This is a genomic window from Streptomyces liangshanensis (assembly GCF_011694815.1).
Taxonomy (GTDB): Bacteria; Actinomycetota; Actinomycetes; order Streptomycetales; family Streptomycetaceae; genus Streptomyces; species Streptomyces liangshanensis.
On record NZ_CP050177.1, the window covers coordinates 4,939,525 to 4,965,167 of the forward strand.

Here is a 25,643-nt window from a genome sequence, read left to right on the forward strand (position 1 = left end):
CCCTCCGACCCCTCCGGGACCTCTCGCGGACTCCGTCCCTTCGCGCGCCGGATACCCTGGGGGCGTGACGTTCCCGGTAGTCGGCATGGTCGGCGGCGGTCAGCTCGCCCGTATGACCCACGAGGCGGGCATCCCCCTCGGCCTCAGGTTCAAGCTCCTCAGTGACACCCCCCAGGACTCCGCGGCGCAGGTCGTCGGCGATGTGGTCATCGGCGACTACCACGACCTGGACACGCTGCGTGACTTCGCGCGGGGCTGTGACGTGATCACGTTCGACCACGAGCACGTGCCCATCGAGCACCTGCGCGCGCTGGAGGCGGACGGCATTCCCGTACGCCCGGGTCCTGACGCGCTCGTCCACGCCCAGGACAAGGGCGTGATGCGCGCCCGGCTGACCGAGCTGGGCGCCCCCTGCCCGCGCCACCGCATCGTGGCCGACCCCGCCGACGCCGCGGCTTTCGCCGCCGAGGTGGGCGGCTTCCCGGTCGTCCTCAAGACCGTGCGCGGCGGCTACGACGGCAAGGGCGTGTGGGTCGTACGGTCCGAGCGCGACGCCGAGCAGCCCTTCCGGGCGGGCGTCCCGGTCCTCGCCGAGGAGAAGGTCGACTTCGTACGGGAACTGGCGGCGAACATCGTCCGCTCCCCGCACGGCCAGGCCGTCGCCTACCCCGTCGTCGAGTCCCAGCAGGTCGACGGGGTCTGCGACACCGTCATCGCGCCCGCGCCCGGCCTCTCCGACGAGCTGGCGGGCGAGGCCCAGCAGCTCGCCCTGCGCCTCGCCAAGGAACTGGGCGTCGTCGGGCACCTCGCGGTCGAGCTGTTCGAGACGGCCGACGGCCGGATCCTCGTCAACGAGCTGGCCATGCGCCCGCACAACTCCGGGCACTGGACGCAGGACGGCGCGATCACCTCGCAGTTCGCCAACCACGTGCGGGCGGTGCTCGACCTGCCGCTGGGCGACCCCCGGCCGCGCGCGCCCTGGACCGTCATGTGCAATGTCCTCGGCGGCGACTACCCCGACATGTACCAGGCGTACCTGCACTGCATGGCGAGGGACCCGCAGCTCAAGATCCACATGTACGGCAAGGACGTGAAGCCCGGCCGCAAGGTCGGGCACGTCAACACCTACGGCGACGACCTGGACGACGTGCTGGAGCGCGCCCGCCACGCCGCCGGATACCTGCGAGGAACGATCACAGAATGAGCACCCCTCTCGTCGGCGTGGTCATGGGTTCGGACTCCGACTGGCCCGTCATGGAGGCCGCGGCGAAGGCCCTCGACGAGTTCGAGATCCCGTACGAGGTCGACGTCGTCTCGGCGCACCGGATGCCGCGCGAGATGATCGCGTACGGCGAGCACGCGGCCGGCCGCGGCCTGCGCGCCATCGTCGCGGGCGCGGGCGGCGCGGCGCACCTGCCCGGCATGCTCGCCTCGGTGACCCCGCTGCCGGTGATCGGCGTCCCCGTACCGCTCAAGTACCTCGACGGCATGGACTCCCTGCTGTCCATCGTCCAGATGCCCGCGGGCATCCCGGTGGCGACGGTGTCGGTCGGCGGCGCGCGCAACGCGGGGCTGCTGGCGGCGCGGATCCTCGCGGCGCACGACCCGGAGCTCCAGGCCCGGATGCGGGACTTCCTCCAGGAGCTCAACGAGCAGGCGACGGACAAGGGCAAGCGGCTGCGCGCCAAGGTCCAGGGTGTGGACAGCTTCGGTTTCGGGAAATGACCGCCATGGACTCCACCGACTTCCTCGAAGAGGCCCGTGACCTGCTGGCCGAGTTTCCCGTGGTCGACGGCCACAACGACCTGCCGTGGGCGCTGCGTGAGCAGGTACGTTACGACCTCGACCGCCTCGACATCGCCGACGACCAGTCGGCCCATCTGCACACCGACATCCCCCGGCTGCGGAAGGGCGGGGTCGGCGCGCAGTTCTGGTCCGTGTACGTCAGGTCCGACATGGCCGGGGACGACGCGGTCAGCGCGACGCTGGAACAGATCGACGTCGTCGGGCGGCTCCTCGCGCGCTACCCCCAGGACCTGGTCCGCGCGCTGACCGCCGACGACATGGAGACGGCCCGCCGGCAGGGCCGTATCGCCTCGCTGATGGGCGCGGAGGGCGGCCAGTCGATCAACAACTCGCTGGCCACGCTGCGGGCGCTGTACACGCTGGGCGTGCGCTACATGACGCTCACCCACAACGACAACCTCGCCTGGGCGGACTCGGCGACGGACGTGCCGTCGGTGGGGGGTCTCTCGGCGTTCGGCCGCGAGGTCGTCCGGGAGATGAACCGGCTCGGCATGCTGGTCGACCTCTCGCACGTCGCGGCGACGACGATGCGGGACGCGTTCGCGGTGACCGAGGCGCCGGTGATCTTCTCGCACTCGTCGGCGCGGGCGGTCTGCGACCATCCCCGCAACGTCCCGGACGACGTCCTGTCGCTCCTCCCCGCGAACGGGGGCCTCGCGATGGTCACCTTCGTCCCGAAGTTCGTCCTGCCCGAGGCGGTGGCGTGGTCGGCGGCGGCCGAGGCGAACATGACCGCGCACGGGGTGCACCCGCTGGCCACGACGGCGGAGGCGATGAAGGTCCACGAGGCGTTCGAGGCGGCGAACCCGCGGCCGCGCGCGTCCGTGGCGACGGTGGCGGACCATCTCGACCACATGCGCGAGGTCGCGGGCGTCGACCACATCGGCATCGGCGGCGACTTCGACGGCACGCCGTTCACCCCCGTGGGGCTGGACGACGTGGCGGGCTACCCGAACCTGATCGCGGAACTGCTGGCGCGCGGGTGGTCGCGGGCGGACGTCGCGAAGCTGACGTGGGGGAACGCGGTGCGCGTGCTCCGCGCGGCGGAGGACGTAGCGCGAGCACTGTCCACAGAACGCCCCCCTTCCCAGGCAACACTCCCCACCCTGGACCACTGACGCCCACGGACGTCCTCAAGCGCCGGACGGGCTTCGGGGCCGGTGGGCCGCGCGGGTCAAGGACGTCCTCAAGCGCCGGACGGGCTGGGGTGGGCGCTGTGCGGGCTGGGAAAGCCGGGGTGGGCCAGCCTGTCTTGGCGCGCGCCCCCGGCGACAACCCGCACCAGCGCACCCGGCCCGCAGCGGCACCATCAAGCCTGTCCGGCGATTGAGGACAACAGTGACCGCAACGCGGTCGCCACCCGCGCCCCGGCTACGCACCCGGCATGGGCAGCGTCAGCGTGAACACCGTCCCCACGCCCAAAGAACTCGACGCGCTCACCACACCCCCATGCGCCTCCGCCAACTTCCGCACGATGGACAGCCCCAACCCACTCCCTCCCGTCCCCCGACTCCGGGACTTCTCCGCCCGCCAGAACCGGTCGAAGACATGCGGAAGCTCGTCCGGAGCAATCCCACTCCCCGTGTCCTCGACCTCGATCAGCACCCGAAGCCCCTCCACCCGCGCCCGGAGCGTGACCTCACCACCCCGCGGGGTGTGCCGGATCGCGTTCGAGACCAGGTTCCCCAACGCCTGCCGCAGCCGCACCGGATCCGCTTCCAACAACAGCCCCAGCGGGGACCCCGCGACCGAGAGCGCCACCCCCGCCTGTTCCGCGCTCGCGCGGTGCGCCACCGCCGTCTGCGCCAGCAGGTCCCCCACGTCCACCCACTCCTTCCGCAGCCGCAACTCACCCGCGTCCGCCGCCGACAGATCCCGCAGGTCGTCGATGACGTGCTGGAGCAGCAGCGCCTCCTCCAGCAGCGAGGTCAGCAGGACCTGGTCGTGCGCGACCACCCCGTCCTCCGCCGCCTCCAGCCACCCGCGGATGTTGCTCAGCGGCGTCCGCAGCTCGTGCGCGACGTCGCTGACCATCGCCTTGCGTACGGACTCCAGTTGCTCGCGCCGCTCCGACATGGAGTTGAACGCGACCGCGAGGCGCGCCAGTTCGTCGCCGCCCGTCACCCGCACGCGCGCGGCCGTGTCGCCGCCCTCCATGCGCCGGGCCGCGTGGGTCAGGGCCCGGAGGGGCCGTACGAGCCGGATGCCCGCCAGGGTGGTGACCGTGACGGTCACCAGCAGGACCAGCGCCGCGCCCCCGGCGATCCGCGCCCGATTCCCCGCCGACAGGTCGAAGAACGTCGTGGCCGCGCGGGCGGGACTGCTGACGTACAGGAGCGCGGAGGGCGCCACGTACGGTGCCAGCTGCTCGGCGCGGCTCGTGCTGACGCAGGTGTTGACGAGCGAGGTGTTGGCGTCGGAGGGCGCCTTGACCGGAGCGGGGGCGGCAGCCGTGTCCTGAGGCGGGCTCGCACGCGGCGTGGCCACCGCCTCCGCCGCGCCACCCGGCCCCGTACCAGGAACCCGGCCCGTACCAGGAACCCCGCCCGCCCCCGGAACCCCTCCCCACCCCGGAGCCACCCGCGTCGCGTCACTCGGCACCACGCGGGCGGCCCCCGGCGCCGACGTGGGCGCCTGGGACATCGGCGACCACGTGTAGTCCCTGGCCAGCACCACCGGCTCCGCGTGCACCCGGTCCAGGCACTTGTCGACCAGCGTGCTCAGCGCCCCCAGCGCCCGCGTCTCCGTCCGCGTCGAGGCGTCCAGCGCCGTGTTGGCGCAGCGCTGCCCGGAGGCGTTGGCGTCGTCGCCGTTCGGGACCACCAGGCGCGGGCGGCCGTTGGGCTCGTTCGTGATCTGGGCGGTGACGCCCCACGTGTCGCTCAGGCACTTCACGGTCCGCGACGCGGCCTCCCGCAAGGCCGTACGTTCCTTCCCCGTCAGCCGGAAGGGCCCCACCGCGCGCGGGTCGATCCGGTCGGCCGACCCGGTCCGTGACAGTTCCGGGCTGACCGACAGCGGGTTGACGACGGCGGTCGGCTTCGACGGAGGCCGGTACGGGTGTCCCCGTACGGGCGCGGAGTCGGCGACCGGCACCTCGCCCTGGAGCAGCACGATGCGGTGGTTGGTGTCGTCGGCGAGGGCCGCGACCGTGGGGCCGACCCCGGCCCAGTTCGGATGGGTCGCCGCGTACCCGAGAAGGTGGTCGTAGATCTTCGCGTCGTCCGCGAGGGCCTGGCCCTGCTCCTTCTGGATCGCGACCGCCGTCGTCCGGACGACCACCCACGCGGTCGCGGCGACCGAGCACACGGAGACGAGGACGGTCACCGCCAACAGCCGCAGCAACAGGCTCCGGCGCAGCGGTACGTCCCGGCCACCGGCGGCCGGCTCCCTACGCCACACGGAAGCCCCCCTCGGCGCCCCCGGACCCGCCACCGTCCCCACGGGCGCCCCCCTCACCAGCGCCGGCCCCTGTCCCCGCCCCCGCGGCCTCCCCGTCCGCCAGCTTGTACCCCACCCCGTACACCGTGACCAGCGTGCGCGCCCGGCGCGGATGGGGCTCGATCTTCTTCCGGAGGTTCATGACGTGCACGTCCACCGTCCGCGACGTGATGTAGCGGTCGAAGCCGTGCAGCTGCTCCAGGATCTGCGCGCGCGTGAAGACCTGCCCAGGCCGCTCCGCCAGCACCTCCAGCAGCCGGAACTCGCCCGGAGTGCACTCGATCCGCCGGCCGTGCGCCCACACCTCGTGCCGCCCGGGGTCGACCCGCAGCGCCCCGACGGTCAGGACGGGGTCGGGGGCCGGCGCGGCGGCAACCGTACGGGCGCTCCTGCGCAGCAGCGAACGGATCCGCGCCATCAGCTCGCGCGGGCTGAACGGCTTGGTCATGTAGTCGTCCGCCCCCAGGTCGAGCCCCAGCAGCAGGTCGTCCTCGGTGGAGCGCGCGGTGAGCATCAGCACCGGCAGGTCGGACTCGGTCCGCAGGATCCGGCACACGTCGAGACCGTCGACCTTGGGCATCATCACGTCCAGGACGAGGAGGTCCGGGGGCCGGTGCCGTACCTGTTCCAGCGCGGCCCTGCCGTCGTGCACGACCACCACGTCGTGGCCCTCCCGCTCCAGGTAGCGGCGGACCAGCTCGGCCTGCTTCTTGTCGTCCTCGGCGACCACCACGTACGCGCACATGCGAACGAGTCTAGGAACGGGCGCCGCCCAGGAGGCCCGCGAGGGGTCCCCCCGACCCGCGGACCACGAGCGCCACACCGTTCCCTGACAAGTCTCTGACATTCCGCCGGGCGTACCCCCCCACCCCTCACCGCCCACCCCCACGGCCCCACCCGCCCCCGCACCCGCACGTGTCCGTCCCAGCCCCGTCGGCTCGACGGCTCGGAGGCATGCCGCACCCACCCGCACGGCGGCCGCACAGGGCAGCCCCCCGCCCCGCACCCGCAGGCGGCCGCACACCCCCGCCCGCACCACGGCCTCGCAGCCCCCGAACCACGCCCCCGCAGCCCCCGCGCAGGCCCCCCGCACAGCTCCCCGCAGCCCCCCGTACCCCCGAACGCCCCGTCCGCCGCGACCCCCGGCCGGTCCCGTGACACGGTGGCCTGACTGCCGTCACCGACGACCCCGGAGCCTCGTAATGGCAGATTTGCAGGACGATCCGTACACCGACACCACGACCGCCCCGTCCACCCCACCGGACACGGCCCCGGCCGACGCCGTCGACACGACCCCCGTCGACGCGACCCCCTTCGACGTGGTCGACCCCCGGGTCGGCTCCGACGAGCGGGCCCGGGCGCTGCTCGCCGCCCACCCCGTCATCGACGGCCACAACAGCCTGGCCCAGGCGCTCCGGCACATGAGCCCGCACGACCTGGAGCTGGGCGAGGCGGCGCTCGACACCGACATCCCGCGGATCCGCGCGGGCGGCGTCGGGGGACAGTTCTGGTCCCTGGTCGTCCCCGGACAGGCCGCCGACCAGAACCGCGCGATCAGCTCCACCCTGGAGCTGATCGACCTCCTGCGGTCACTGATCTCCGACTGCCCGGAAGGCCTGCGGCTCGCGCTGAACGCCGGTGACCTGTCCGACGCCCGCAACTGCGGCCGGGTGGCCTCGTTCCTCGGCCCGGTCGCCGGGTACGCCCTGGGCGACTCCATCGGCACCCTGCGCGGCTACCACGCGCTCGGCGTCCGGTGTGTCGCGCTCGCCGGCGCCGGCTGGGCGGCCGACGGGCTGACCCGCTTCGGCCAGGAGATGGTCAGGGAGATGAACCGCCTCGGCGTACTTGTCGACCTGTCGGGCACCTCCGGCGCGACGATGCGCGCCGGGCTCGCGGTCGCGAAGGCGCCCGTCCTGCTGTCGCGTTCGGCGGCCGGCGCCCTGACCGACCACCCGGCCAACGTCGCCGACGACGTCCTGGCGCTGCTCCCCGCCAACCACGGCGTCTGCATGGTGAGCTTCGCCCCGGAACAGGTCGTCCGTGCCGCGGGCCGGCCGTCTGTCCGGGACGTCGCCGACCATGTCGAGCACGTACGGAAGGTGGCGGGCCCGGAGTGCGTGGGCCTGTCGGGGACGTACGGCCTGGCCGCCGACACCCCTCGTACCGCCGGGCTGGAGGACAGCTCCCGCTACCCCGCGCTGATCGCGGAACTGTTCGACCGGGGCTGGGACGAGACCGATCTGGCGGCCCTGACCTGGGGCAACGCGGCGCGGGTGGTACGGGACGTGGAGTTCGCGGCCCGCGCGGCGCAACAGCGCCGAGGCCCGTCGAGCGCCACCATGGAGGACCTGGACGGCAGATGACCCCACGCGGCGCGTGCCCAAGGACCGGAGCCACGCGCCGACCCCCACCTCCGGGCCCCCGCCCTACGCCCCCGCCCCCACCTCAGGCGCGGGGGCGTCCCATGGCCCGGTACGTCCAGCCCGCCGCGCGCCACACCCGCGGGTCCAGGGCGTTGCGGCCGTCCAGGATCAGCCGGCGCGACGCCGCCGCGCCCAGGGCCGCCGGGTCCAGCTCCCGGAACTCCCGCCACTCCGTGAGGTGCAGGACGACATCGGCGCCCCGTACCGCCTCCAGCGCGGAGTCCGCGTACCCGAGCGTCGGGAACAGCCGCTTGGCGTTCTCCATGCCCTTGGGGTCGTACACCGTCACCTGGCCGCCCTGGAGGTGGATCTGCCCGGCGACGTTCAGCGCGGGGGAGTCCCGTACGTCGTCCGAGTCCGGCTTGAAGGTCGCGCCCAGCACCGCGACCCGCTTCCCGAGGAACGACGAGTCGCCGCCCACGGCCTCGCGGGCCAGCTCCACCATGTCGCGGCGGCGGCGCATGTTGATCGAGTCGACCTCGCGCAGGAAGGTCAGCGCCTGGTCGGCGCCCAGCTCCCCGGCGCGCGCCATGAACGCGCGGATGTCCTTCGGCAGGCAGCCCCCGCCGAAGCCGATGCCGGCCCGCAGGAACTTGTTCCCGATCCGCTCGTCGTACCCGAGCGCCTCCGCGAGCTTCTGCACGTCCCCGCCCGCCGCCTCGCAGACCTCGGCCATCGCGTTGATGAAGGAGATCTTCGTGGCGAGGAACGAGTTCGCGGCCGTCTTGACCAGTTCGGCGGTGGGGAAGTCCGTCACCACGAAGGGCGAGCCCTCGGCGATCGGCGTCGCGTACACCTCGCGCAGGACCCGCTCCGCGTGCTCGCTGCGCACCCCGACGACCAGCCGGTCCGGGTGCAGGGTGTCCTGTACGGCGAACCCCTCGCGCAGGAACTCGGGGTTCCAGGCGAGCTCCACCTCCCCGCCCGCCGGGGCCAGCTCGGCGATCCTGGCGGCGATCCGCTCGGCGCTGCCCACCGGCACGGTGGACTTGCCGACCACCAGCGCCGGCCGGTGCAGGTGCTTGGCGAGGCTCTCCATCGCGGAGTCGACGTAACTCATGTCGCAGGCGTACTCGCCGTGCTTCTGCGGGGTGTTGACGCAGACGAAGTGCACGTCGCCGAACTCCGCGACCTCCGCCCAGTCCATCGTGAAGCGCAGCCGCCCGCTGGATCCCTCGACGCCGGCGACGTGCCGGGCGAGCATCTCCTCCAGGCCGGGTTCGTACATCGGGACGCGCCCCGCCGACAGCATCGCGATCTTCTCGGGCACCACGTCGAGCGCCAGCACCTCGAAGCCCAGTTCCGCCATGGCCGCGGCGTGCGTGGCGCCGAGGTATCCGGTGCCGATCACGGTGATCTTGAGGGCCATGCGGAGCTCCTGGGGGGTGCGGGCGGGGGTGCGGTGCCTGAGCATAGCCGCGTGTCACGGGCGTTCAGCAGGGGCATTCCAGGTGTGCGGGGCGGTCGCGGGACCGCCGTCACCGAACGCGCCCGCGGCTGTCGTCAAACTCACGTAGGCCCCTTCGGCACCAGGCGCCTAAAATCGAGTTACTTAACGGTAGTTAGCATCCCTGGGGAGTGAATGACCGTGGCCGGATCGGCTGATTTCGACCTGTACCGCCCCTCCGAGGAGCACGACATGCTCCGCGAGACCGTCCGCGCGCTCGCCGAGGCGAAGATCGGCCCGTTCGCCGCCGCGGTCGACGAGGAGGCCCGCTTCCCGCAGGAGGCGCTGGACGCGCTGGTCGCGGCCGACCTGCACGCCATCCACGTCCCGGAGGAGTACGGGGGCGCGGGCGGCGACGCGCTCGCCACCGTGATCGTCGTCGAGGAGGTCGCCCGCGTCTGCGCCTCGTCCTCCCTGATCCCCGCCGTGAACAAGCTGGGCTCGCTGCCGGTGATCCTCGCCGGCTCCCCGGACCTGAAGAAGAAGTACCTGGGTCCGCTGGCCAAGGGGGACGCGCTGTTCTCGTACGCCCTCTCCGAGCCGGACGCGGGCTCGGACGCGGGCGGGATGAAGACGCGGGCGGTACGGGACGGCGACCACTACGTCCTCGACGGCGTGAAGCGCTGGATCTCCAACGCCGGTGTGTCCGAGTACTACACGGTGATGGCCGTCACCGACCCCGAGAAGCGCACCAAGGGCATCAGCGCCTTCGTGGTCGAGAAGTCCGACCCGGGCGTGTCCTTCGGCGCCCCGGAGAAGAAGCTCGGCATCAAGGGCTCCCCGACCCGCGAGGTCTACCTGGACCAGGTCCGCATCCCCGCGGACCGCCTCATCGGCGCGGAGGGTACGGGCTTCGCCACCGCGATGAAGACCCTGGACCACACCCGCATCACCATCGCGGCCCAGGCCCTCGGCATCGCCCAGGGCGCCCTGGACTACGCGAAGGGGTACGTCCAGGAACGCAAGCAGTTCGGCAAGCCCGTCGCCGACTTCCAGGGCGTCCAGTTCATGCTGGCCGACATGGCGATGAAGCTCGAAGCGGCCCGCCAGCTCACCTACGCGGCGGCGGCCCGCTCGGAACGCGTCACGGCGGGCGGCACCAAGGAGGACCTGACCTTCTTCGGCGCGGCGGCCAAGTGCTTCGCCTCGGACGCGGCCATGGAGATCACCACGGACGCGGTCCAACTCCTCGGCGGCTACGGCTACACCCGCGACTACCCGGTGGAACGCATGATGCGCGACGCGAAAATCACGCAAATCTACGAAGGCACCAACCAGATCCAGCGCATCGTCATGGCCCGCAACCTCCCGTAACGGCGACGCGGCGGCTCGAACGCTGTCCACCAAGGGCAAGCGGGCGGTATCGCGTACCGCCCGCTTGTGACCGGCCTACCGCCGTCGGCCGACGACGTGGTGTGGGTCGTCCATCCAGACCCGCTGCCCGTCCCCGTCCACCGACAGCCCGAAGCGGGCGCGCTCCGGCGTCCCCAGGTCGTGCCACTGAAGGAACGCCTCGCGTACGTCGTCCCACAGCGCCCGCGAGCCGTACTGCTCCACCTCGTACGTCTCCGAGTCCGGGACGTACTCCACCGTCGCCCATGACGCGCCGTCGTCGGCGAAGAACCACAAGGTGGCTTCCCCACTGTTGTCGTCGGCCTCGCACCACCGGAACCACGCGTCGGTGAGGGTCAGGCCGATGAAGAAGGCCGGATCGTCCTGGACAACATTCTGCGGCGGGATGTCCGTCGTCCCCTTCACCCCTTCCTCCGCGCGGTACAGGTCCGCGATACGCCCGGCCCCGCCCCGGTGGGCGCGATCCCACATGAAGGCCGGCGACCCGGAGAACGTGCCCTGGGCCTTCCCGTCCACCACGTCCAGGGTGGCGAACGAGCCGCTGAAGAAACTGCTCCCCCAGGGCGTGACGATCCGCCCGTCCGGACACTGCTCCAACCACGCTCCAGGCACGTCACGCATCGTGCAGGTGCAGACGATCCGGTCGTACGGCGCTCCTTCGCGATGCCCGTCGCGGCCGTCACCGAGAATCGTCGTCGGCCGGAACCCGGCCCGCTTCAGATTCGCCTCGGCCAGGGACAGCACCTGTTCGTCCACCTCCACACTGGTCACCCGGGTCTCGCCCAAGCGGTGGGAGAGCCATGCGGCGTGGTAGCCGGTACCGGTGCCGATCTCCAGAACGCGATGCCCGTCCCGTACGTCCAGCAGGGCGAGCATTTCGAGCATGACCGACGGCATGGACGAGGACGACGTGGGCAACCGGAAGGCATCGTCGGGCGCGGGGTGCCCGTCGTTGACCTGGGTCACGACCGGCCTGTCCGCGTAGACGATCCGTAACCATTCCTCCGGGTCCTCGGCGAAATCACCACCGACGATCACCTCAGGAATGAACAGCGCCCGATCCACCGACGCCACGGCGTCGCGCCACTCCGGTGGCAGCGCGCCCTTCCCCACGAGGCTCCGAACAAGCCGCTGCTGTGTTGTCATCGAGCCTCACTTCTTCTTGGGCGGCGGCTCGTAGGGCCGGGTCGGCCCCGGCGGCTTGTCCCGGTGGCCGTCGCTGCTGGAGGTGTCCGGCGTCCCGGAGTGGCTTCCACCCTTCTTGCTCATCTCGGACTCGCTTCCCGTTGAGTGCGGATGGTCACGACAACGACGCTACGAACCGACGAAGGTCTTGGTCCACGTTCTTGCACGACCTTGCGTGCGGACTATCCGAGACGGGTGATCGATTCCGAGATCAGAGCGCGTGCGGGAGCGCCGTGAACAGCGATCCTGGACAGCTCGGAGAAGGCTTTCGCGTAGGTGGCGACCTCGCTCGGCGCCGAGACGTTCACGGCGGCGGTCAGCAGCTCGACGCTCGCTTGCCGGCTGTCGAACAAATAGAAGGCCTCCAACGGCCAGACGCGCCGCTGAGCCGTGAAGGGGATCACCCCCAGGCTCACGTTCGGCAGAGCCATGACCGCCAACAGGTAGCCGAGTTGGCCGGCCATGGTGGCATCGTCACCGATGCGGTACCGGAGAACCGTCTCTTCCAGGAGCAGGGCGAACCGGTGGTCCCCTTCATGCAGGACGCGTGAGCGCTCGACCCGGGAGGCAGCCGCCGTATCGGAGTCGTCGGGGGTGCCCTGGAACGCGGCGATCGTGGACAGCAGGGCGGCTGCGTACGCCTCGGTTTGGAGTATGCCCGGTACCACGTTCGAGCAGTACACACGGAAGTGGCGGGTCCGCTCGTACAGCGGAACAACTTCCTCCTGGGCCCGGCGCATGCCGTGCCGGTGCAGCTTCTGCCAGTGGACGTACATCTGGTCGGCCTGGCGGTTCGCCGCGATCAGGTCGTCCGTCTGGTCCACCGCACCGCACGCTTCGCACCAGGCGCGGATGTCCGCGGCCGACGCGGGTGTCTTCGCCCGCTCGATGCGGGACGACTTCGCAGGACTCCACCCGCACCGGAGAGCCAGCTCATGCCCGGTCAGCTCCGCGTCCTTGCGCAGGTCCCCGAGGCGGGCGGCGATGGCTTCACGGGCGGCCTGGGCGCTGGAGGAGGGGGATGCGGACATGAGTGGGCTCTTCGTTCTCCGTCGGGTCAGACCGTGTAGTTCTCGTGCGGGATGCCGCGTTCCCAGACCGCCTCGAACGCAGCCGAGGCCAGTCCTGCCACCGCGGGTTCGGAACGAACCTCCCAGCCCGGCTCGGACCAGTCCCCCTCACCGGAGAAGTGGTTGAAGAGCACGATCGCTCCGTCGAACACCCAGCAGTCGTTTCCGGGAAGCGCGATGTCCGAAGCGCGCCGCCTCGGCAGCCAGCGAACCCGTTCCCCGGCGTGCAGGTTGACCACCGTGCCCGCGTGCTCGTACCGGATGTAATCGGTCACCGGTTCCGACACGACCCGAGCGCGGCGGACCACCACGCCTCGGGCGACCGTGCTCCGAACCAGATCAACCCACGGCGTCCAGTAGGAGGACGTCGGTTCGATGTCGCGCCGGCCGGTGCGCTTCCAGGTCTCGAAGTCGTCGGCTTCGTCCCCGACGCCGTACGAGTCGCGCATCTCCAGGTGTACGGCGGAGCGCTCGGCCGCGGCCAGCAGCTCGTCAAAGCCCGGCTCGTTCTGCGACATCGCACGCCTCCCTGAGCATCGGCACCATGCGGGCCGGAATCCGAATCACGGCTTCGTGCGGCGGGATGCCCGGAGCGTGCCCGGGAAGCTCGAACAGCGCGCACTCCGCCTCCAGCTTCTCGTCCGGCCGCCAGCCCTGGAGCACCAGCTCTCCCTTCTCCTCGTCCACCCATACCGTGGGGGAGCCCTGCTGCCCGGTGTCTGGATCGATTCCGATGAACCGTAGTGCCATGACTGCCTCCGGCGTTGAGGGGCTTACGCCAACTTGCACGAGCGTCATCCCTGAACCGCTTGGACGTCAAGAGGGCAGCCGGGCCCCGCAGCAGGCGACCGACGCTCCCGTGCGGCCCGCAATCGGGCGTGGCCACCGAGCCGCCGCTCAACGTGCCGCAGGGGCGCCCGGTTCGGGTGCCCCTGCGGTGGTTCCGCGCGGTGTGGTGGTCGGGTCAGTTGCCCTTGACCGTGACCTTTTCGTCGTTGTTGAGCTGGTTCACCAGTTCCTTGACCTTCGCCGTGTCCCAGAGCAGGTTGCCGCCCGAGCTGCCCGCGAGCGGGATGTTCATCGACGTGCCGTCGCCGCCCGTGACGCCCTTCATCGCGAAGAACATCTTGCCGAGCGAGTACAGGGACATGTCCTTGTCCACGATCAGGGTGTCCAGGCCCGAGCCCATGGTCGGGTAGAACTTGAACGGGTTGAGGACCGTGCCCGGGGTCGCCGTCTGGGAGGCCAGGGCCGCGAGGAACTTCTGCTGGTTCTTCGTACGGTCCAGGTCACTGCCCGCGAACGCGTACCGCGTCCGGACGAACGCCAGCGACTGCTCGCCGTCCAGGGTCTGCTTGCCCGCCTTGAAGTCCGCGCCGGACTTCTTGTCCTTGAAGGCCTTCGGGATGTCGAGCTCCACCCCGCCGATCGAGTCCACGATGTTGGCGAAGCCGGCGAAGCCGATCTCGACGTAGTGGTCGATCCGCAGGCCGGTCTTGGCCTCGACGGTGCGGACCAGCAGGGTAGGGCCGTCCTCGGCGTAGGCCGCGTTCAGCTTCTTGTGCTGGTTCGGCTGGGCCGGGAACAGCTTGCCCGACTCCGAGCCCTTGAACGACGGGATCGTCACGTCCGAGTCACGCGGCAGCGAGATCAGCGTCGGACCGTTCGACCCCGTGTGCAGGATCATCATCGAGTCGGTGCGCTTGCCCTCGGCCGAGCCGGTGTGGAGGTCCTTCTTCTCCTCCGACGACATGCCCTCGCGGCTGTCCGAGCCGACGATCAGGTAGTTCGTGCCGTCGCCCTGCGCCGGGCGGTCGATGACCTGCGACAGGTCGACCTCGCGCTTGAGCTTGCCGTCCGCCCAGAAGTACGTGCCGATGGAGACACCGAGGACCGCGACGACCAGCACCAGCGAGCCGATCTTGAGCCGGCGCCGCCAGTCCGGCGCCTGCCGCGGCGCGGATCCCGCCGGGGGCGGGGGATAACCGCCCCGGCCACCGCCGCCCGCGCCCCCCGCGGGCGAGCCGTAGACCTGGCCCGTGTTGTAGCCGCTGTCGTACCCCTGCTGCTGGGGTACGCCCTGCGGTGCCTGTACGTGGGGCATCGCGCGGGCGCCCTCGGGCTGCGCGCCCGTACTGCCGCGTCCGTAACGCCCGCCGCTCTCGCCGTTCCGCCCCTCGGGCCACTCGTTCATGTCAGCCAGTGTGCCGGGCCGTGCCCGGCCGCTGACAGGGAGGATGGGGAATCGGGTCGGCCCTGTTGCCAAGCTGATGCAATGCGACCCGTATCGGAACGCCACAGACCTCCCACATAGGGTGGAGGGCATGACAGCCCAGCCGGACCGTCCGGACCTTCCCGGGAAACCGACCTCCGCGTCCCGGACCACGCTCAGCCACATCATGACCGGCAGCGACACCAATCTGCTGGGTACGGTGCACGGCGGCGTGATCATGAAGCTCGTGGACGACGCGGCGGGCGCCGTCGCGGGCCGGCACTCCGGCGGCCCCGCCGTCACCGCCTCCATGGACGAGATGGTCTTCCTGGAGCCGGTCAGGGTCGGCGACCTCGTCCACGTACGCGCCCAGGTCAACTGGACCGGCCGCTCCAGCATGGAGGTCGGCGTACGGGTCATGGCCGAGCGCTGGAACGAGTCGACGCCCGCGACCCAGGTCGGCACCGCGTACCTCGTCTTCGCCGCCGTCGACGCGGACGGCAGGCCCCGCCCCGTACCGCCGGTGGTCCCGGAGACCGAACGGGACCGGCGCCGCTACCAGGAGGCGCAGATCCGCCGTACGCACCGGCTCGCCCGGCGCCGCGCGATCAAGGAACTGCGCGAGAAGCGCGCGGCCGAGGGCTTCGACGACACGCGCGAGGCGCGGGAGAACTGACCGCCGGCCGAGGACAGGGCGTGCCGTCTCAGGGGCACGCCACCTGGTCGCCCGTCATCGCCTCGAACCGACCCGCGGGCGTCGCCTCGACCCGTACCGGCGCCACCGTCCGGTACTCCGACCCCGCCATCACCTTCAGCGTCCCGCCCTGCCCCTTCACGGCCCGCAGCTCGCTGCCCGGCAGCGCGGCCGCCAGGGACCGCGCCGAACGGTCCCAGCGCGGGTCGTAGAGCACCTGTGTGCGCTTGACGTCCCGTACGCCGGCGGCGAGCGGCGCGCCCGTCGTACGGAAGCCGGTGGCGCGCAGCGCGTCGTCCACCTGCTTGCCCAGGCCGTCCGTACGGGTCGCGTTGTAGACCTGCACCCGGATGTCCGCCGGCTTCACGTCGACGAGGGCGGCCTTGGGAGCCGCGGAAGGTGCCCCCGGAGGTGCCGCGGAAGCTGCCGCGGAGGGTGCCGCGGAAGGCGCCCCGGCCGCCGCCGTCCCCGGGGCCTTCGACGCGGCGGGCGGCGGTACGGACGCCGGCGGCGCGGCGGACGGCCCCGGCGCACCCGCCGCCCCAGGTGCCGGCCCGGCGGCCGGGTCCCGGGGGACCGACGGTCCCGGCAGCGCCAGCGGCTTGTCCTCGCGCAGCGCCCGGAACAGCTTCTTCGACTTCTCCGGGTCCCACTTCACCGTCGAGCCGATGCCCGGCAGCGACACTCCCTTGGCCAGCAGAGGTACGGAGGTGAACTCCGAGGACGACGGGGAGAAGCCGCGCATCGCCTTGTTCAGGCTCAGCAGCTGCTGCGCGCCGAAGCCCGCGTCCGCCCGTACCGAACCGAGCAGGGCCCGCGTCACGTCGCGGAACTTCACCGGGTTCAGCAGCACCCCGTTGCTCGTGGCCCGGCTGATCAGCGCCGCGACGAAACGCTGCTGGCGTTGCATCCGGCTGAGGTCGGCGTTGCCGTCGATGTGCCGCGACCGCACGTACTGGAGGGCCTGGCCGCCGTCGAGCCGGTGCGTGCCGGGGGTCAGGTCGAGTCCGGTGTACGAGTCCTTCAGCGCCCGCGGCGTGCAGATCTCGACCCCGCCGATCGTGTCCACCGTCTTCATGAAGCTGGTGAAGTCGACCTCCAGGTAGTGGCTGATCTTCACGCCCGTCATGTGCTCCACGGTCCTGACCGTGAGGTTGGGACCGCCCTCCGCGTACGCCGCGTTGATCTTCACCGGGTGCGCCTTGTGCTTCTTGCCTGTGGTGGAGTCGGTGTGCGCGGGGATCTCGGCGTAACTGTCGCGGGGCAGGCTCACGACGCTGGCCCGCTTCCCGTCCTCCGAGAGGTGGACCAGCATGATCGTGTCGGTGCAGTGGCAGGGCGCGCCGCCCAGCCGGTACTTCTGCCGCTCGGCCTCGGTGATCCTGTCCCGGCCGTCGGTGCCGACGAGGAGGAGGTTGAGGCCGTGGCCCGCGTCGGGCCTGTTCTTCATGTCCTTGAAGGCGTCGACCCGGTCGATCCCGGTGTCGAGGCTGGTCACCACCGCGTGGCCGATCCCGCCGGCGCCCAGCACGAGCACGGACAGGGTGGTCGCCGCGCGCATGCCCCAGCGGGGCCGCCCGTCACGCCGTACCGGCTGCCGTCCGGCGCCGCGCCGGGCGGGCGGCCTCGGGCGGGCGGCGGCCGGGCGGCGGGCGGGACGGGGGGAGCGGGGCGGCGTGGGCACGGGGGACACCTCCGCGGTGGGTAGGGATCGTGAGCACCGTAGGCCCATACGATCAGCGACCTCGGAAGCGACCGGACGGCGCGCGCCGCTGTCCCCCGTTCGCGGTAACGCGACGGCCGCGCCTTGCCCGCCGTACCCCCTCCTACCTACCTGCCTGCCTGCGTGCCTGCCCGCCCGCTCAGAAGCGGTACGGCGCGTACACGTCCATGCACGCCTTGCTGTCCGACCCGTTGATGGCGTCCGCCGTACCGGGGATGCCCCCCGCCTTCGGCTTCGCCTTCGCCGGGTACGACGTGCCGGTGCGCCAGTCGGCGCCCACGACGACCGTGATCCCCGAGACGCTCGTGGACTGTGTGACCGACGTCAGCGGGATCCCGAGGGCCTTCGCGACGGCCTGGGCGTCCCCCTCCAGGTCCGCGCTCGGGTACGTCACCTCCGTGGCCTCCTGCGGGCTCTGCTGCGTGCCCGCCTCGGCCCGCGTGAAGCCCTTGCCGTCGAGCACGTCCGCGACGGCCCGCGCGCGGCCCGACACCGGGGCCTGCTCCCCGCCGGTCCCGTTGAGCACCGTCACGCCCGTGTCGGCGGGCGCGTCGGACGGCGCCTTCGACGCGGGCCCGGTGGGCTTCCCGGCCGCCTCGGCCTTGTCGCCGTTGGCGTCGAACGCCACGTCGTCGCGGATCATCGTCCACATGCGGTCGGCGTCCGCCTTGTTGGGGACGACGTGGTTCCGGTTCTGCGGGTCCTCGATCCACGGCATGGTCGTCATCGTGAGGCGGTTGGTCGGCACGGCCTTGAGCTGCATGCCGAGGTCGAACAGCTTCTTGACCGTACCGATCTCCTTGGAGACCTCCAGCGACTTCGTGGCCGCCTCGGCGAGGCCCCTGAGCCGCAGCGAGTCGGTGAAGACGTTCTGCGACTTGAGCTCACGGATCATCGAGTTCATGTACATGTGCTGGGCCCTGGCCCGGCCGATGTCGCTGGAGAACGCGTGCCGCGTCCGCAGCCACTGCAAGGCCTGCTTGCCCTGGATACGGGTCGTGCCCTTCTCCAGCTTCAGCCCGGAGCCGCCCGGCACGCCCGGCAGCGGCCGGTCCCAGACGTTGTCCTTGACGCAGACGTCGACCCCGCCGATCGCGTCGGCCATCTGCACCACACCGGAGAAGTCGATCGTCATCCAGTGGTCGATGTAGACGCCGGTGAGGTTCTCCCAGGTGCTGAGCGTGCAGCCGGGGCCGCCGCGCCCCAGGGTCTCGTTGATGATGCCGTTGGTCTTCGGGTAGACCTTGCCGGTCGCGCTGTCCTTGCACTCCGGGATGTCGACGCGGGTGTCGCGGGGGATGCTGACGACCGAGGCGTTCTTGCGGTCGGCGGAGACGTGGAACAGCATCTGCACGTCCGCGAGCGGGGGATTGCCCGCGGTGTCCTTGCTGCCGCCGAGCTTGACGTTCTCCGGATCCGCGCGGCTGTCCGAGCCGATCAGCAGGATGTTGAGAGGGGTCTGCCCGGCCTCGTTGGCCGCGGGCTTCTTGAGGCCGGTGTCGCCGTTGTTGCGGTCGTCGGTGCGTATGTTGCCGTTGAGGTGCCGGTAGTACAGGTATCCGGCCCCGGCGGCCACGAGCAGCAGCAGGGCGAGGACACCCGCGGTCCAGCGGACGACGCGCCAGCCCCGGCGTCTGGGGGGTTTCCCGCCTTTACGGGCCTTGCGGGGCGCGGTCCCGTCCGTACCGTGCCCGTCCGCCCCGCCGGCCCTGTCAGCCCCGTCACCGGCCGGCCCGTCCACCGCGCCGCCCGAGCCGCCCGTACCGTCCGACGGTGCGCCGCCGTCGGAGCCCGCGTCGTACAGGCTGTCGTCCCAGCCCAGTTCACGGGCGTGCGGCTGGCGCCGCCGCGACCGCTCCCTGGGCGTGCTGCTGTGACCCACGCGGGTCCCCCTTGCTCAGGCCGCCGTGCGCGTGAGCCGGGAATCCGGCGTCACTTGGCGCAGACCTGTTTGTCGGCTTTTGTGGTCGGCACCGGCGCCTTTGCCGGACCGGTGATGGGCACCCCCGCGCCCTTGAAGTCCTTGCCGAGGGTCAGCTCCATCGCCTGGAGACCCACCGCGTCCTCCGTCCCCTGCTTCAGCGCCGCGCCCGGCAGCCCCATCATCGCGGCGAGCGCGCGGGCCTGGTCGGCCTGGTTGGGCGCGTACACGAGGGTCGTCTTGGCCAACGGCGCCGGCGCGTTGCCCTTGTTCGTGGACTTGAGCACGCCCTCGTCGTTCTGGAGCCAGTTGAGCGTCGTCTGCGCCGAGCCCTGCGGGCCGCCGCCGTTGAAGACGTCCACGCGCACGTCCGCGGCATCCGCCTTCGGGCCCTGGAGGACCTTGTTCTGCGCGGCCTTGGCCGCGCTCTCCTTCTCCTTCACCTCGCTCAGCGAGGTGTCGTTCGCGATCAACGAGAACAGCTGCTCGGCCGGCGCCTCGTTGACGACCACCGTGGCCCTCCTCGTCGGGGCCTCGCCCGGGTTGTCCAGCACCGGGACGGTGGCGAAGGTGATGTTCTTGGGACTGACCTTGGCGATTTCCTTCGCCAGCGACACGAGCTTGGTGATGGAGCCGATGCCGGAGTCGACCGTCAGCGACTTCGTCGCCGCCTCGGCCAGGTCCGTCACCTTGGAGACGTTGGTGAGGGTGTCCTTGGACGCCATCTGCCGCAGCAGCGAGCTCAGGAACTGCTGCTGCGTCTTGATACGGGTCAGGTCGCTCCCGTCGCCGAAGGCGTGGCGCGTACGGACGAAGGCGAGCGCCTGCTCGCCCGCGATGGTGCTCTCGCCCGCGGGAAGCTTGAGGTGCGACTTGGGGTCGTCGACGGCCTTGTCGACACACACCTGGACCCCGCCCACCGCCGTGCTCATCGTCTTCACGGCGTTGAAGTCGGCCATCATGAAGTGGTCCGGTGTGATCCCGGTGAGTTCCTTGACCGTGGCCATCGTGCAGCCGGGGTCGCGGCCGTCCTGGCCGAGGCTGGTGTTGAACCGCGGTTCCGACACACTGTGCGGTGTGGCCGGAATGACCTTGGTCTCGCCGTCCGCGGTCTTGGTCGTGCACTCCGGGATGTCGAGGACGAGGTCACGCGGGATGGACAGCACCGTCGCGTTCGTCCGGTCCTGGGAGACGTGGAAGAGGAGGGTCGTGTCGGCGTGGCCGACGCTGCCCGCGTCGCCGTAGCTCTGGTTCCCGGCTCCGGTGCGCTTGTCCGTGCCGATCACGAGGATGTTGATGGGCTTGTCCTTCTCGAAGCCCTTGTCGCTCGCGCCCGCCACGTCGATGGTCGAGATGTTGCCGTTCAGGTGCCGGTAGTACAGGTACCCGCCGGTGGACGCGGCGATGAGTACCACCGCCATCGTGCCGCCGGTCCACAGCAGCACCTTCTTCGCCCGCGACTTCTTCTGCTTGCGCTTGCGCCGGCCGGCCGCCGCCTGCGTCTCGTTCGCGGGGCCCTTGCCGGCCCGGCGGCTGCGCTGCCCCGGTACGTCGGCGGCGCGCGTCCCGCTGTCCGCCGCGCCGCCCTTCCCCCGGGCACCGCCGCGCCGGGGCGTGCCCCCGGCGGGCGTGTCCGTCCTCGGCGTGTCCCTGCCCCGCCCGGGCGCCTCCGACTTGGCGCTCGGCGGCGTGCCACGCCTGCCGGAGCGGGCCCCCGGCGGCGGCGACGCGGGGGCCGACTGCCCTCCGGAGTGGTCCAGTCGCAGTTCGTAATTACCGGTTCGCGGGTTGAGTACCCACTGGTCGGCGGGGTCGATCTCGTCCGCCTGTCCACGGTTCTGCGCATCCACGGTTGCTTGAATCCTCCGTCGGTGCCACGCGAGGCGCCTCCCCCCGAAAGCGCTCGGTCAGTCGATCCAGCAGTGCGCGGCCCGAAGGCCGGACGCACCGGATCGCGTCACACTATCCGCCCCGTCTGGCGTCCAGTGACGCCAGTGACCCATTGCACGCTCCTTACAAGCGGGCAATACGCCTATTCCTCATCGATCCCCGCCGGACCCGCGTTCTCCTTGGGCCCTGCTTTACCCGCACATCCCCACTGCGGCGTTCGTGCCCGAGAACGTGGGACTCTCCTCGGGGCGTTCCGACGGCTCGGGCGTTGACGTCCCGTCGCTGTCGCCCGCCGCCTCGGTGTCCCCGCTGTCACGCGCCGTGACGGAGATCGGGGCGTCCTCGCGCAGCGCCTTGAACAACTGGTCGGCCTGCGGCTGCACCAGTTCGTCCCGGTTCCTGTTGCCCGAGTACGGTTGGCGCGGAGCCGTCAGGAACTGCACCTTTTCCGTCGGTACGTTCCGCATGGAACTCGCCAGGTCGTACAGGTCCTTGAGGCTGTTCAGCCCGGGGTCCGTGGTGATGGACTTCGTCGCCGCGTTGAGCACCGGGTAGAGCCGCGTCGGGTTGAGCAGGACGCCGTTGCTCTGCACCTTCTTGAACAACGCGCCCAGGAAGCGCTGCTGGCGGTCCATGCGCTGCGTGTCGCTGCCGTCGCCGAATCCGTGGCGGCTGCGCACGAACCCGAGGGCCTGCTCGCCGTCGAGCTTCTGGCGGCCCTTGGGGAGCTTGAGGTGGGCGTCCACGTCGTCGACGGGCTCGGCGAGGCAGACCTCGACGCCGTCGACCGCGTTCACCATGTCCTTGAATCCGCTGAAGTCGATCACCATGTGGTGGTCGATCCTGATGCCGGTGAGCTTCTCGACGGTACGGATGGTGCAGGCGGCGCCGCCCAGCTCGAAGGCCGAGTTGAACTGCGCGAACTGCTCCCGGCTGCGGGAGCCGTCCGACTCGCGGCAGCTGGGGATCTCCGCCATCAGGTCGCGCGGTATCGAGACGGCCGTCGCGCTCTTCCGGTCCGCGGCCAGGTGCAGCAGGATCACGGTGTCCGAGCGCTGCGAACCGCCGTCGTCCTTGCCGTACTTGTCGTTGTCGCCGGCCCGGCTGTCGGACCCGATCATCAGGATGTTCGTCGCGTCGGTCACGACCGGTACGGGGCGTTCCTTCTCGTACGTACGCAACTCGGAGGCGGCGGCGGTGTCCGTCGTGATGTTGCCGTCGAGCTTCCGGTAGAGCCACCAGCCGGCCGCCGAGACGCCGAGCAGGACGACGGAGGTGCCGACGGCGGTCCAGCGCAGCCAGTGCCGACGCCGCCGGGCGCGGCCGGTCCCGCTCTCGGCATCGTTGTCGCCGAGCGCGGCGACGGGGGTGGGCGCGGTGGGCGCGGCGGGTGCGAAGGGGAGTGCGGAGGCGCCGGAGACCGGGAGCTTCTCGGGGGCGTCGGCGGCGTCCGCGGTGCCCGCGCCGCTGTCCGCGCTGCCGTCCGGGGTGTCGGTGGTGACCGCGTTCTCCGCGCTGTCTGTTGTGTCTGTTGTGTCCGTACGGGAGGTGGCGTCCGCCTCCGGGGTCGCCGCGGGGGCGGGAGCCGTACGGTCGTCGGCGTCCCCGTCCGCGGTGGGTTCCGCGGGCGGGTCGGTCACGGGGGGCCGGGGCGCCGTCGCCTTCTCGTCAAGCCCAGGCGCCCCGCCCTGCGGCTCGTCCTCGGCCGGGTTGTCCGGTTCGGCCGGGGTGCCGGCACTGTCGGTCACGTCTGCGTCCATCCTTCAAGGCGTCGGCGGCGCGCTGGGCCACCGGTTGCAGGGGTAGACGGGCGAACCCCGCGCTTGGTTGTGCGAAGTGCCGCACGTTTCGCCGATCATGTCGTGCCGTGCGCCTTCCCTCCCGGGGGCTCGGCACGCTGTCCGCCGGACGGGTATCGCCGCAGGGATTGTCCTACTCGTATGTGAGAGGTGCGTTAACGCGGCACACGCGGGGCGTCTCGCGGCCGCCCGCGCGCTCACACCGTACGGTCGGTCACCCGCTCGCTCTCCACACGCTTTTCGAGGCTCTCCGCCGACAGCTCCCCGAGGTTCCGGCAGAGCACGACCGACCCGCCCGCGGCCAGCGGCGCGAACAGCCCGGCCGAGAGCCCGGCCCACGTGTCGTACGCGAGCCCGGAGAGCACCCGGGACCCAGGCCCCAGCCCGCGCGCCCCGGCGTCCGCGCGGGCGCGCGCGACGAGCCCGGCCCACGTCAGCTTCGTACGACCGGAAGCGCCCGCACTGCCCTCTTCACCGACCACCAACCCCGGCGCGTCCGGGTCCACCGGCGCGAACGGCGCGAACCGGTCGCCCTGCCCCGGCACCTCCACCGCGTAGTCCGCGAAGCCCGCCGGAGCCGCCGGGAACCGGCCGCCCAGCGGACGCAGCGCCAGCGCCACCCGCTCGCCGCCGCACGCGCGCGCCGCGTCCAGCGTGTCGGGACCGCTGACGACCAGATCGGCCGCCGCCGGGTCGCCGCCGATCTCCACGGTCACCCCGACCGACGCGCAGGCGAGCAGCCACACCGCGCTCTGCCAGTGCTGGGGCAGCAGCAGCGCGAGCCGGTCGCCCGGCTCCGCGCCCAGGTCGCCCTGGAGCAGATTGGCCGTCTTGGACACCCAATTGGCGAAGGTCGCGACGGACAATTCCACGCGCTCTCCGGTGGCATCGTCGTAGAAAGTGACCAAGGGGCGGGCGGGATCCGTGGCGAGCGCGGATCGCAGCAGGTCGGCAGGGGTGCGGTCGGTGGCGTTCACCCGGGAAAGGGTACGCGGCGGGCCGGGCGCGCCGCCGCCGTACCGGTGACGGCGTCCACCGGTCGGCCCGATGGCCCGTCAGCTTTCCGCGGGTTTCTGGACGGGCGGGGGCGGCCGGTCGCGCCGACGATCTTCACATGCGTGCCTACCTTGCTTCTTCGATCGGCGTCGCGTGCACCGCCGCGCTGGTCCTGCCCCTGTCGCTCCCGTCCGGCGCGGTCGCCTCCCCCCAGGCCTCCGTGCCCCACACGGCCGTCCAGGCCGCCCCCCGTACCGCAGTCCAGGCCATGACCCCCCGTACCGCCCCTTCCGCCCCTTCGGCTGCCGACCCCCGCGCCGTCGCGGGCTCCACCCAGTCGCTGCCGCTGGCCCCCCTCGCCACCGACCGCGCGACCGGCGTCGCCACGGTCCAGGGCCTGGCCCGCCGGGACGTACGGCCCTTCTCGCTCCTCGGCGTCGTCTGGGACAGCGCCGACGACGAACTCAACGGCACCGTCCAGGTCCGCACCCGCGCGACCGGGACGCAGGTCTGGTCCGGCTGGCTGGACCTGGAGACGCACAACCAGGAGCACGGCGCCGACCTCGGTACGGAGGAGCGCTCGGCGGCCACCGTCCACGGCGCCACGGCCCCGCTGTGGGTCGGCGACTCGGACGGCGTCGAGCTGCGCGTACGCGCGGTCGAGGAGTCGAGCCCGAAGGGTCCGGCCCGTCCGCTGCTCCCGCGCGGGCTGCGCCTGGAGCTGGTCGACCCGGGCGCGGAGCCGGCGGCGACGACGACGGCGGGCGGCCCGCAGGCCACCCGCCCCAACGGCCCGTCCGACACCCCCGATACCCCGGCGGTCCCCGGCACCGTGCCCGGCACGGCCGGCACCCCCGCCGAGGAGGAGCGCATGCCCGTCGCCATGACGGCCGGGGACGCGGCCAGTTCGGCGGTCAACGCGGACCTGGCGGAGCTGGGCGCGACCGAGATCGCCGCCCAGACCAAGGAGCAGACCGAGGCCGACCTCGCCGACCAGGTCGGCTTCGCGCAGCCGTACATCGGCGCCCGTCCGCGCATCGTCACCCGCAAGGGCTGGGGCGCCGACGAGAATCTGCGCGAGCGGAAGTTCGGCTACACGAAGTCGGTCAAGGCCGCGTTCGTGCACCACAGCGCGACAGGGAACAACTACACCTGCGCGCAGGCGCCCTCCGTTCTGCGCGGTATCTACCGGTACCACGTCGTGAGCAGCGGATGGCGTGACATCGGCTACAACTTCGCCATCGACAAGTGCGGAAACATCTACGAGGGACGCGCCGGTGGTGTGGCCAAGCCGGTCATGGGCGCGCACACCCTCGGTTTCAACACCAACAGCGTGGGCATCGCCGTTCTCGGAACGTACAGCAGCACCAATCCGCCGGCGGCCGCCACGACCGCCATCGCCAAACTGACCGCGTGGAAGCTCGGGCTCTACGGAGTCAATCCGCGCGGGAAGTCCACGCTGACGTCCGGGGGGAGCAACAAATACAAGAAGGGCACGAAGGTCGCGCTGAACGCCATCTCCGGTCACCGGGACGGCTTCGTCACCGAGTGCCCGGGAAGCCGGCTCTACGAGAAGCTCGGCACCACGCGGACGACATCGGCCAAGTACCAGGGCCGCTGAGGAAGGCCGACGTCGTCGGGCGCGGGAATCGCGGAACGAAGCGGGACGTACCGAAAGGC

At 71.6% G+C, this 25,643-nt stretch carries 20 protein-coding genes; 7 read left to right on the forward strand and 13 right to left on the reverse strand.

Annotated features, from left to right (window positions below):
• Positions 1-85: 85 nt before the first annotated feature.
• From HA039_RS21400 to HA039_RS21410, 3 genes are read left to right on the forward strand one after another with little or no spacing between them, the layout of a single operon-like run.
• On the forward strand, positions 86-1,204 hold the full coding sequence (locus HA039_RS21400; protein WP_243870202.1) for a 5-(carboxyamino)imidazole ribonucleotide synthase: 1,119 nt from the start codon (positions 86-88) through the stop codon (positions 1,202-1,204).
• The gene (purE, locus tag HA039_RS21405) at positions 1,201-1,725 is read left to right on the forward strand and encodes a 5-(carboxyamino)imidazole ribonucleotide mutase (RefSeq protein WP_167032454.1); all 525 of its coding nucleotides are present in this window, start codon (positions 1,201-1,203) and stop codon (positions 1,723-1,725) included. Before HA039_RS21400 ends, purE begins: the two co-directional genes overlap by 4 nt.
• Complete coding sequence (locus HA039_RS21410) at positions 1,722-2,924, forward strand: dipeptidase (protein WP_208298680.1); 1,203 nt, start codon at positions 1,722-1,724, stop codon at positions 2,922-2,924. Before purE ends, HA039_RS21410 begins: the two co-directional genes overlap by 4 nt.
• Positions 2,925-3,177: 253 nt before the next feature.
• Here HA039_RS21410 and HA039_RS34150 read toward each other — a convergent pair whose 3' ends face one another.
• Complete coding sequence (locus tag HA039_RS34150) at positions 3,178-5,208, reverse strand: sensor histidine kinase (protein WP_243869642.1); 2,031 nt, start codon at positions 5,206-5,208, stop codon at positions 3,178-3,180.
• A complete protein-coding gene (locus HA039_RS21420) occupies positions 5,198-5,992 on the reverse strand; it encodes a response regulator transcription factor (protein ID WP_167032456.1) in 795 nt (264 codons plus the stop codon). Before HA039_RS21420 ends, HA039_RS34150 begins: the two co-directional genes overlap by 11 nt.
• 457 nt (positions 5,993-6,449) lie before the next feature.
• Between HA039_RS21420 and HA039_RS21425 the strand changes: the two genes are divergently transcribed.
• Positions 6,450-7,613, forward strand: a complete 1,164-nt coding sequence (locus HA039_RS21425; RefSeq protein WP_167032458.1) for a dipeptidase — start codon at positions 6,450-6,452, stop codon at positions 7,611-7,613.
• 82 nt (positions 7,614-7,695) lie between these two features.
• On the opposite strand, the gene HA039_RS21430 is transcribed toward HA039_RS21425, so the two are convergent.
• Positions 7,696-9,042 carry a UDP-glucose dehydrogenase family protein gene (locus HA039_RS21430; RefSeq protein WP_167032460.1) on the reverse strand — a complete coding sequence of 449 codons (1,347 nt, stop codon included), beginning with the start codon at positions 9,040-9,042 and terminating at the stop codon, positions 7,696-7,698.
• Positions 9,043-9,261: 219 nt separating this feature from the next.
• Between HA039_RS21430 and HA039_RS21435 the strand changes: the two genes are divergently transcribed.
• Entirely contained in the window at positions 9,262-10,434 is a 1,173-nt protein-coding gene (locus HA039_RS21435; RefSeq protein ID WP_167037295.1) for an acyl-CoA dehydrogenase family protein, read from the forward strand.
• A 75-nt stretch (positions 10,435-10,509) separates the two neighbouring features.
• On the opposite strand, the gene HA039_RS21440 is transcribed toward HA039_RS21435, so the two are convergent.
• From HA039_RS21440 to HA039_RS21460, 5 genes are all read right to left on the reverse strand, one after another.
• Positions 10,510-11,619: a methyltransferase domain-containing protein gene (locus HA039_RS21440; RefSeq protein ID WP_167032462.1), complete on the reverse strand. Its 1,110-nt coding sequence runs from the start codon at positions 11,617-11,619 to the stop codon at positions 10,510-10,512.
• 221 nt (positions 11,620-11,840) lie between these two features.
• Positions 11,841-12,689, reverse strand: coding sequence for a helix-turn-helix domain-containing protein (locus tag HA039_RS21445; protein ID WP_167032464.1), 849 nt, complete (start codon positions 12,687-12,689; stop codon positions 11,841-11,843).
• A 26-nt stretch (positions 12,690-12,715) separates the two neighbouring features.
• The gene (locus HA039_RS21450; RefSeq protein ID WP_167032466.1) at positions 12,716-13,246 is read right to left on the reverse strand and encodes a DUF6879 family protein; all 531 of its coding nucleotides are present in this window, start codon (positions 13,244-13,246) and stop codon (positions 12,716-12,718) included.
• The gene (locus tag HA039_RS21455; protein WP_167032468.1) at positions 13,221-13,478 is read right to left on the reverse strand and encodes a hypothetical protein; all 258 of its coding nucleotides are present in this window, start codon (positions 13,476-13,478) and stop codon (positions 13,221-13,223) included. The genes HA039_RS21450 and HA039_RS21455 overlap by 26 nt, the downstream gene beginning before the upstream one ends.
• Before the next feature lie 214 nt (positions 13,479-13,692).
• Positions 13,693-14,922: an LCP family protein gene (locus HA039_RS21460; RefSeq protein ID WP_167032470.1), complete on the reverse strand. Its 1,230-nt coding sequence runs from the start codon at positions 14,920-14,922 to the stop codon at positions 13,693-13,695.
• A gap of 130 nt (positions 14,923-15,052) precedes the next feature.
• Here HA039_RS21460 and HA039_RS21465 point away from each other — a divergent pair, with 130 nt between their 5' ends.
• Positions 15,053-15,616 carry an acyl-CoA thioesterase gene (locus HA039_RS21465; RefSeq protein ID WP_167032472.1) on the forward strand — a complete coding sequence of 188 codons (564 nt, stop codon included), beginning with the start codon at positions 15,053-15,055 and terminating at the stop codon, positions 15,614-15,616.
• A gap of 28 nt (positions 15,617-15,644) precedes the next feature.
• On the opposite strand, the gene HA039_RS34155 is transcribed toward HA039_RS21465, so the two are convergent.
• From HA039_RS34155 to HA039_RS21490, 5 genes are all read right to left on the reverse strand, one after another.
• A complete protein-coding gene (locus tag HA039_RS34155) occupies positions 15,645-17,366 on the reverse strand; it encodes an LCP family protein (protein WP_481906680.1) in 1,722 nt (573 codons plus the stop codon).
• Between the two features lie 130 nt (positions 17,367-17,496).
• Positions 17,497-19,239 carry an LCP family protein gene (locus tag HA039_RS21475; protein ID WP_167032474.1) on the reverse strand — a complete coding sequence of 581 codons (1,743 nt, stop codon included), beginning with the start codon at positions 19,237-19,239 and terminating at the stop codon, positions 17,497-17,499.
• 50 nt (positions 19,240-19,289) lie between these two features.
• Positions 19,290-21,128 (reverse strand): LCP family protein, encoded by a 1,839-nt coding sequence (locus tag HA039_RS21480; RefSeq protein WP_167032476.1) that lies wholly within the window; start codon positions 21,126-21,128, stop codon positions 19,290-19,292.
• A gap of 231 nt (positions 21,129-21,359) precedes the next feature.
• Entirely contained in the window at positions 21,360-22,928 is a 1,569-nt protein-coding gene (locus HA039_RS21485; RefSeq protein ID WP_167032478.1) for an LCP family protein, read from the reverse strand.
• Positions 22,929-23,164: 236 nt separating this feature from the next.
• Positions 23,165-23,944 carry a TIGR03089 family protein gene (locus HA039_RS21490; RefSeq protein ID WP_167032480.1) on the reverse strand — a complete coding sequence of 260 codons (780 nt, stop codon included), beginning with the start codon at positions 23,942-23,944 and terminating at the stop codon, positions 23,165-23,167.
• A 137-nt stretch (positions 23,945-24,081) separates the two neighbouring features.
• Between HA039_RS21490 and HA039_RS21495 the strand changes: the two genes are divergently transcribed.
• Positions 24,082-25,584: an N-acetylmuramoyl-L-alanine amidase gene (locus HA039_RS21495; protein ID WP_167032482.1), complete on the forward strand. Its 1,503-nt coding sequence runs from the start codon at positions 24,082-24,084 to the stop codon at positions 25,582-25,584.
• The last annotated feature ends 59 nt before the right edge of the window (positions 25,585-25,643 follow it).

Excerpts from the sequence above, each read along its gene's own strand:
- HA039_RS21455 (WP_167032468.1), bottom strand. The coding sequence starts at position 13,478 with ATGGCACTACGGTTCATCGGAATCGATCCAGACACCGGGCAGCAGGGC.
- HA039_RS21495 (WP_167032482.1), top strand. The coding sequence starts at position 24,082 with ATGCGTGCCTACCTTGCTTCTTCGATCGGCGTCGCGTGCACCGCCGCG.
- HA039_RS34155 (WP_481906680.1), bottom strand. The coding sequence starts at position 17,366 with ATGGGCCTACGGTGCTCACGATCCCTACCCACCGCGGAGGTGTCCCCC.
- HA039_RS21465 (WP_167032472.1), top strand. The coding sequence starts at position 15,053 with ATGACAGCCCAGCCGGACCGTCCGGACCTTCCCGGGAAACCGACCTCC.
- HA039_RS21420 (WP_167032456.1), bottom strand. The coding sequence starts at position 5,992 with ATGTGCGCGTACGTGGTGGTCGCCGAGGACGACAAGAAGCAGGCCGAG.
- HA039_RS21485 (WP_167032478.1), bottom strand. The coding sequence starts at position 22,928 with ATGGACGCAGACGTGACCGACAGTGCCGGCACCCCGGCCGAACCGGAC.
- HA039_RS21450 (WP_167032466.1), bottom strand. The coding sequence starts at position 13,246 with ATGTCGCAGAACGAGCCGGGCTTTGACGAGCTGCTGGCCGCGGCCGAG.
- purE (WP_167032454.1), top strand. The coding sequence starts at position 1,201 with ATGAGCACCCCTCTCGTCGGCGTGGTCATGGGTTCGGACTCCGACTGG.
- HA039_RS21410 (WP_208298680.1), top strand. The coding sequence starts at position 1,722 with ATGACCGCCATGGACTCCACCGACTTCCTCGAAGAGGCCCGTGACCTG.
- HA039_RS21445 (WP_167032464.1), bottom strand. The coding sequence starts at position 12,689 with ATGTCCGCATCCCCCTCCTCCAGCGCCCAGGCCGCCCGTGAAGCCATC.
- HA039_RS21440 (WP_167032462.1), bottom strand. The coding sequence starts at position 11,619 with ATGACAACACAGCAGCGGCTTGTTCGGAGCCTCGTGGGGAAGGGCGCG.
- HA039_RS21460 (WP_167032470.1), bottom strand. The coding sequence starts at position 14,922 with ATGAACGAGTGGCCCGAGGGGCGGAACGGCGAGAGCGGCGGGCGTTAC.
- HA039_RS21400 (WP_243870202.1), top strand. The coding sequence starts at position 86 with ATGGTCGGCGGCGGTCAGCTCGCCCGTATGACCCACGAGGCGGGCATC.
- HA039_RS21425 (WP_167032458.1), top strand. The coding sequence starts at position 6,450 with ATGGCAGATTTGCAGGACGATCCGTACACCGACACCACGACCGCCCCG.
- HA039_RS21430 (WP_167032460.1), bottom strand. The coding sequence starts at position 9,042 with ATGGCCCTCAAGATCACCGTGATCGGCACCGGATACCTCGGCGCCACG.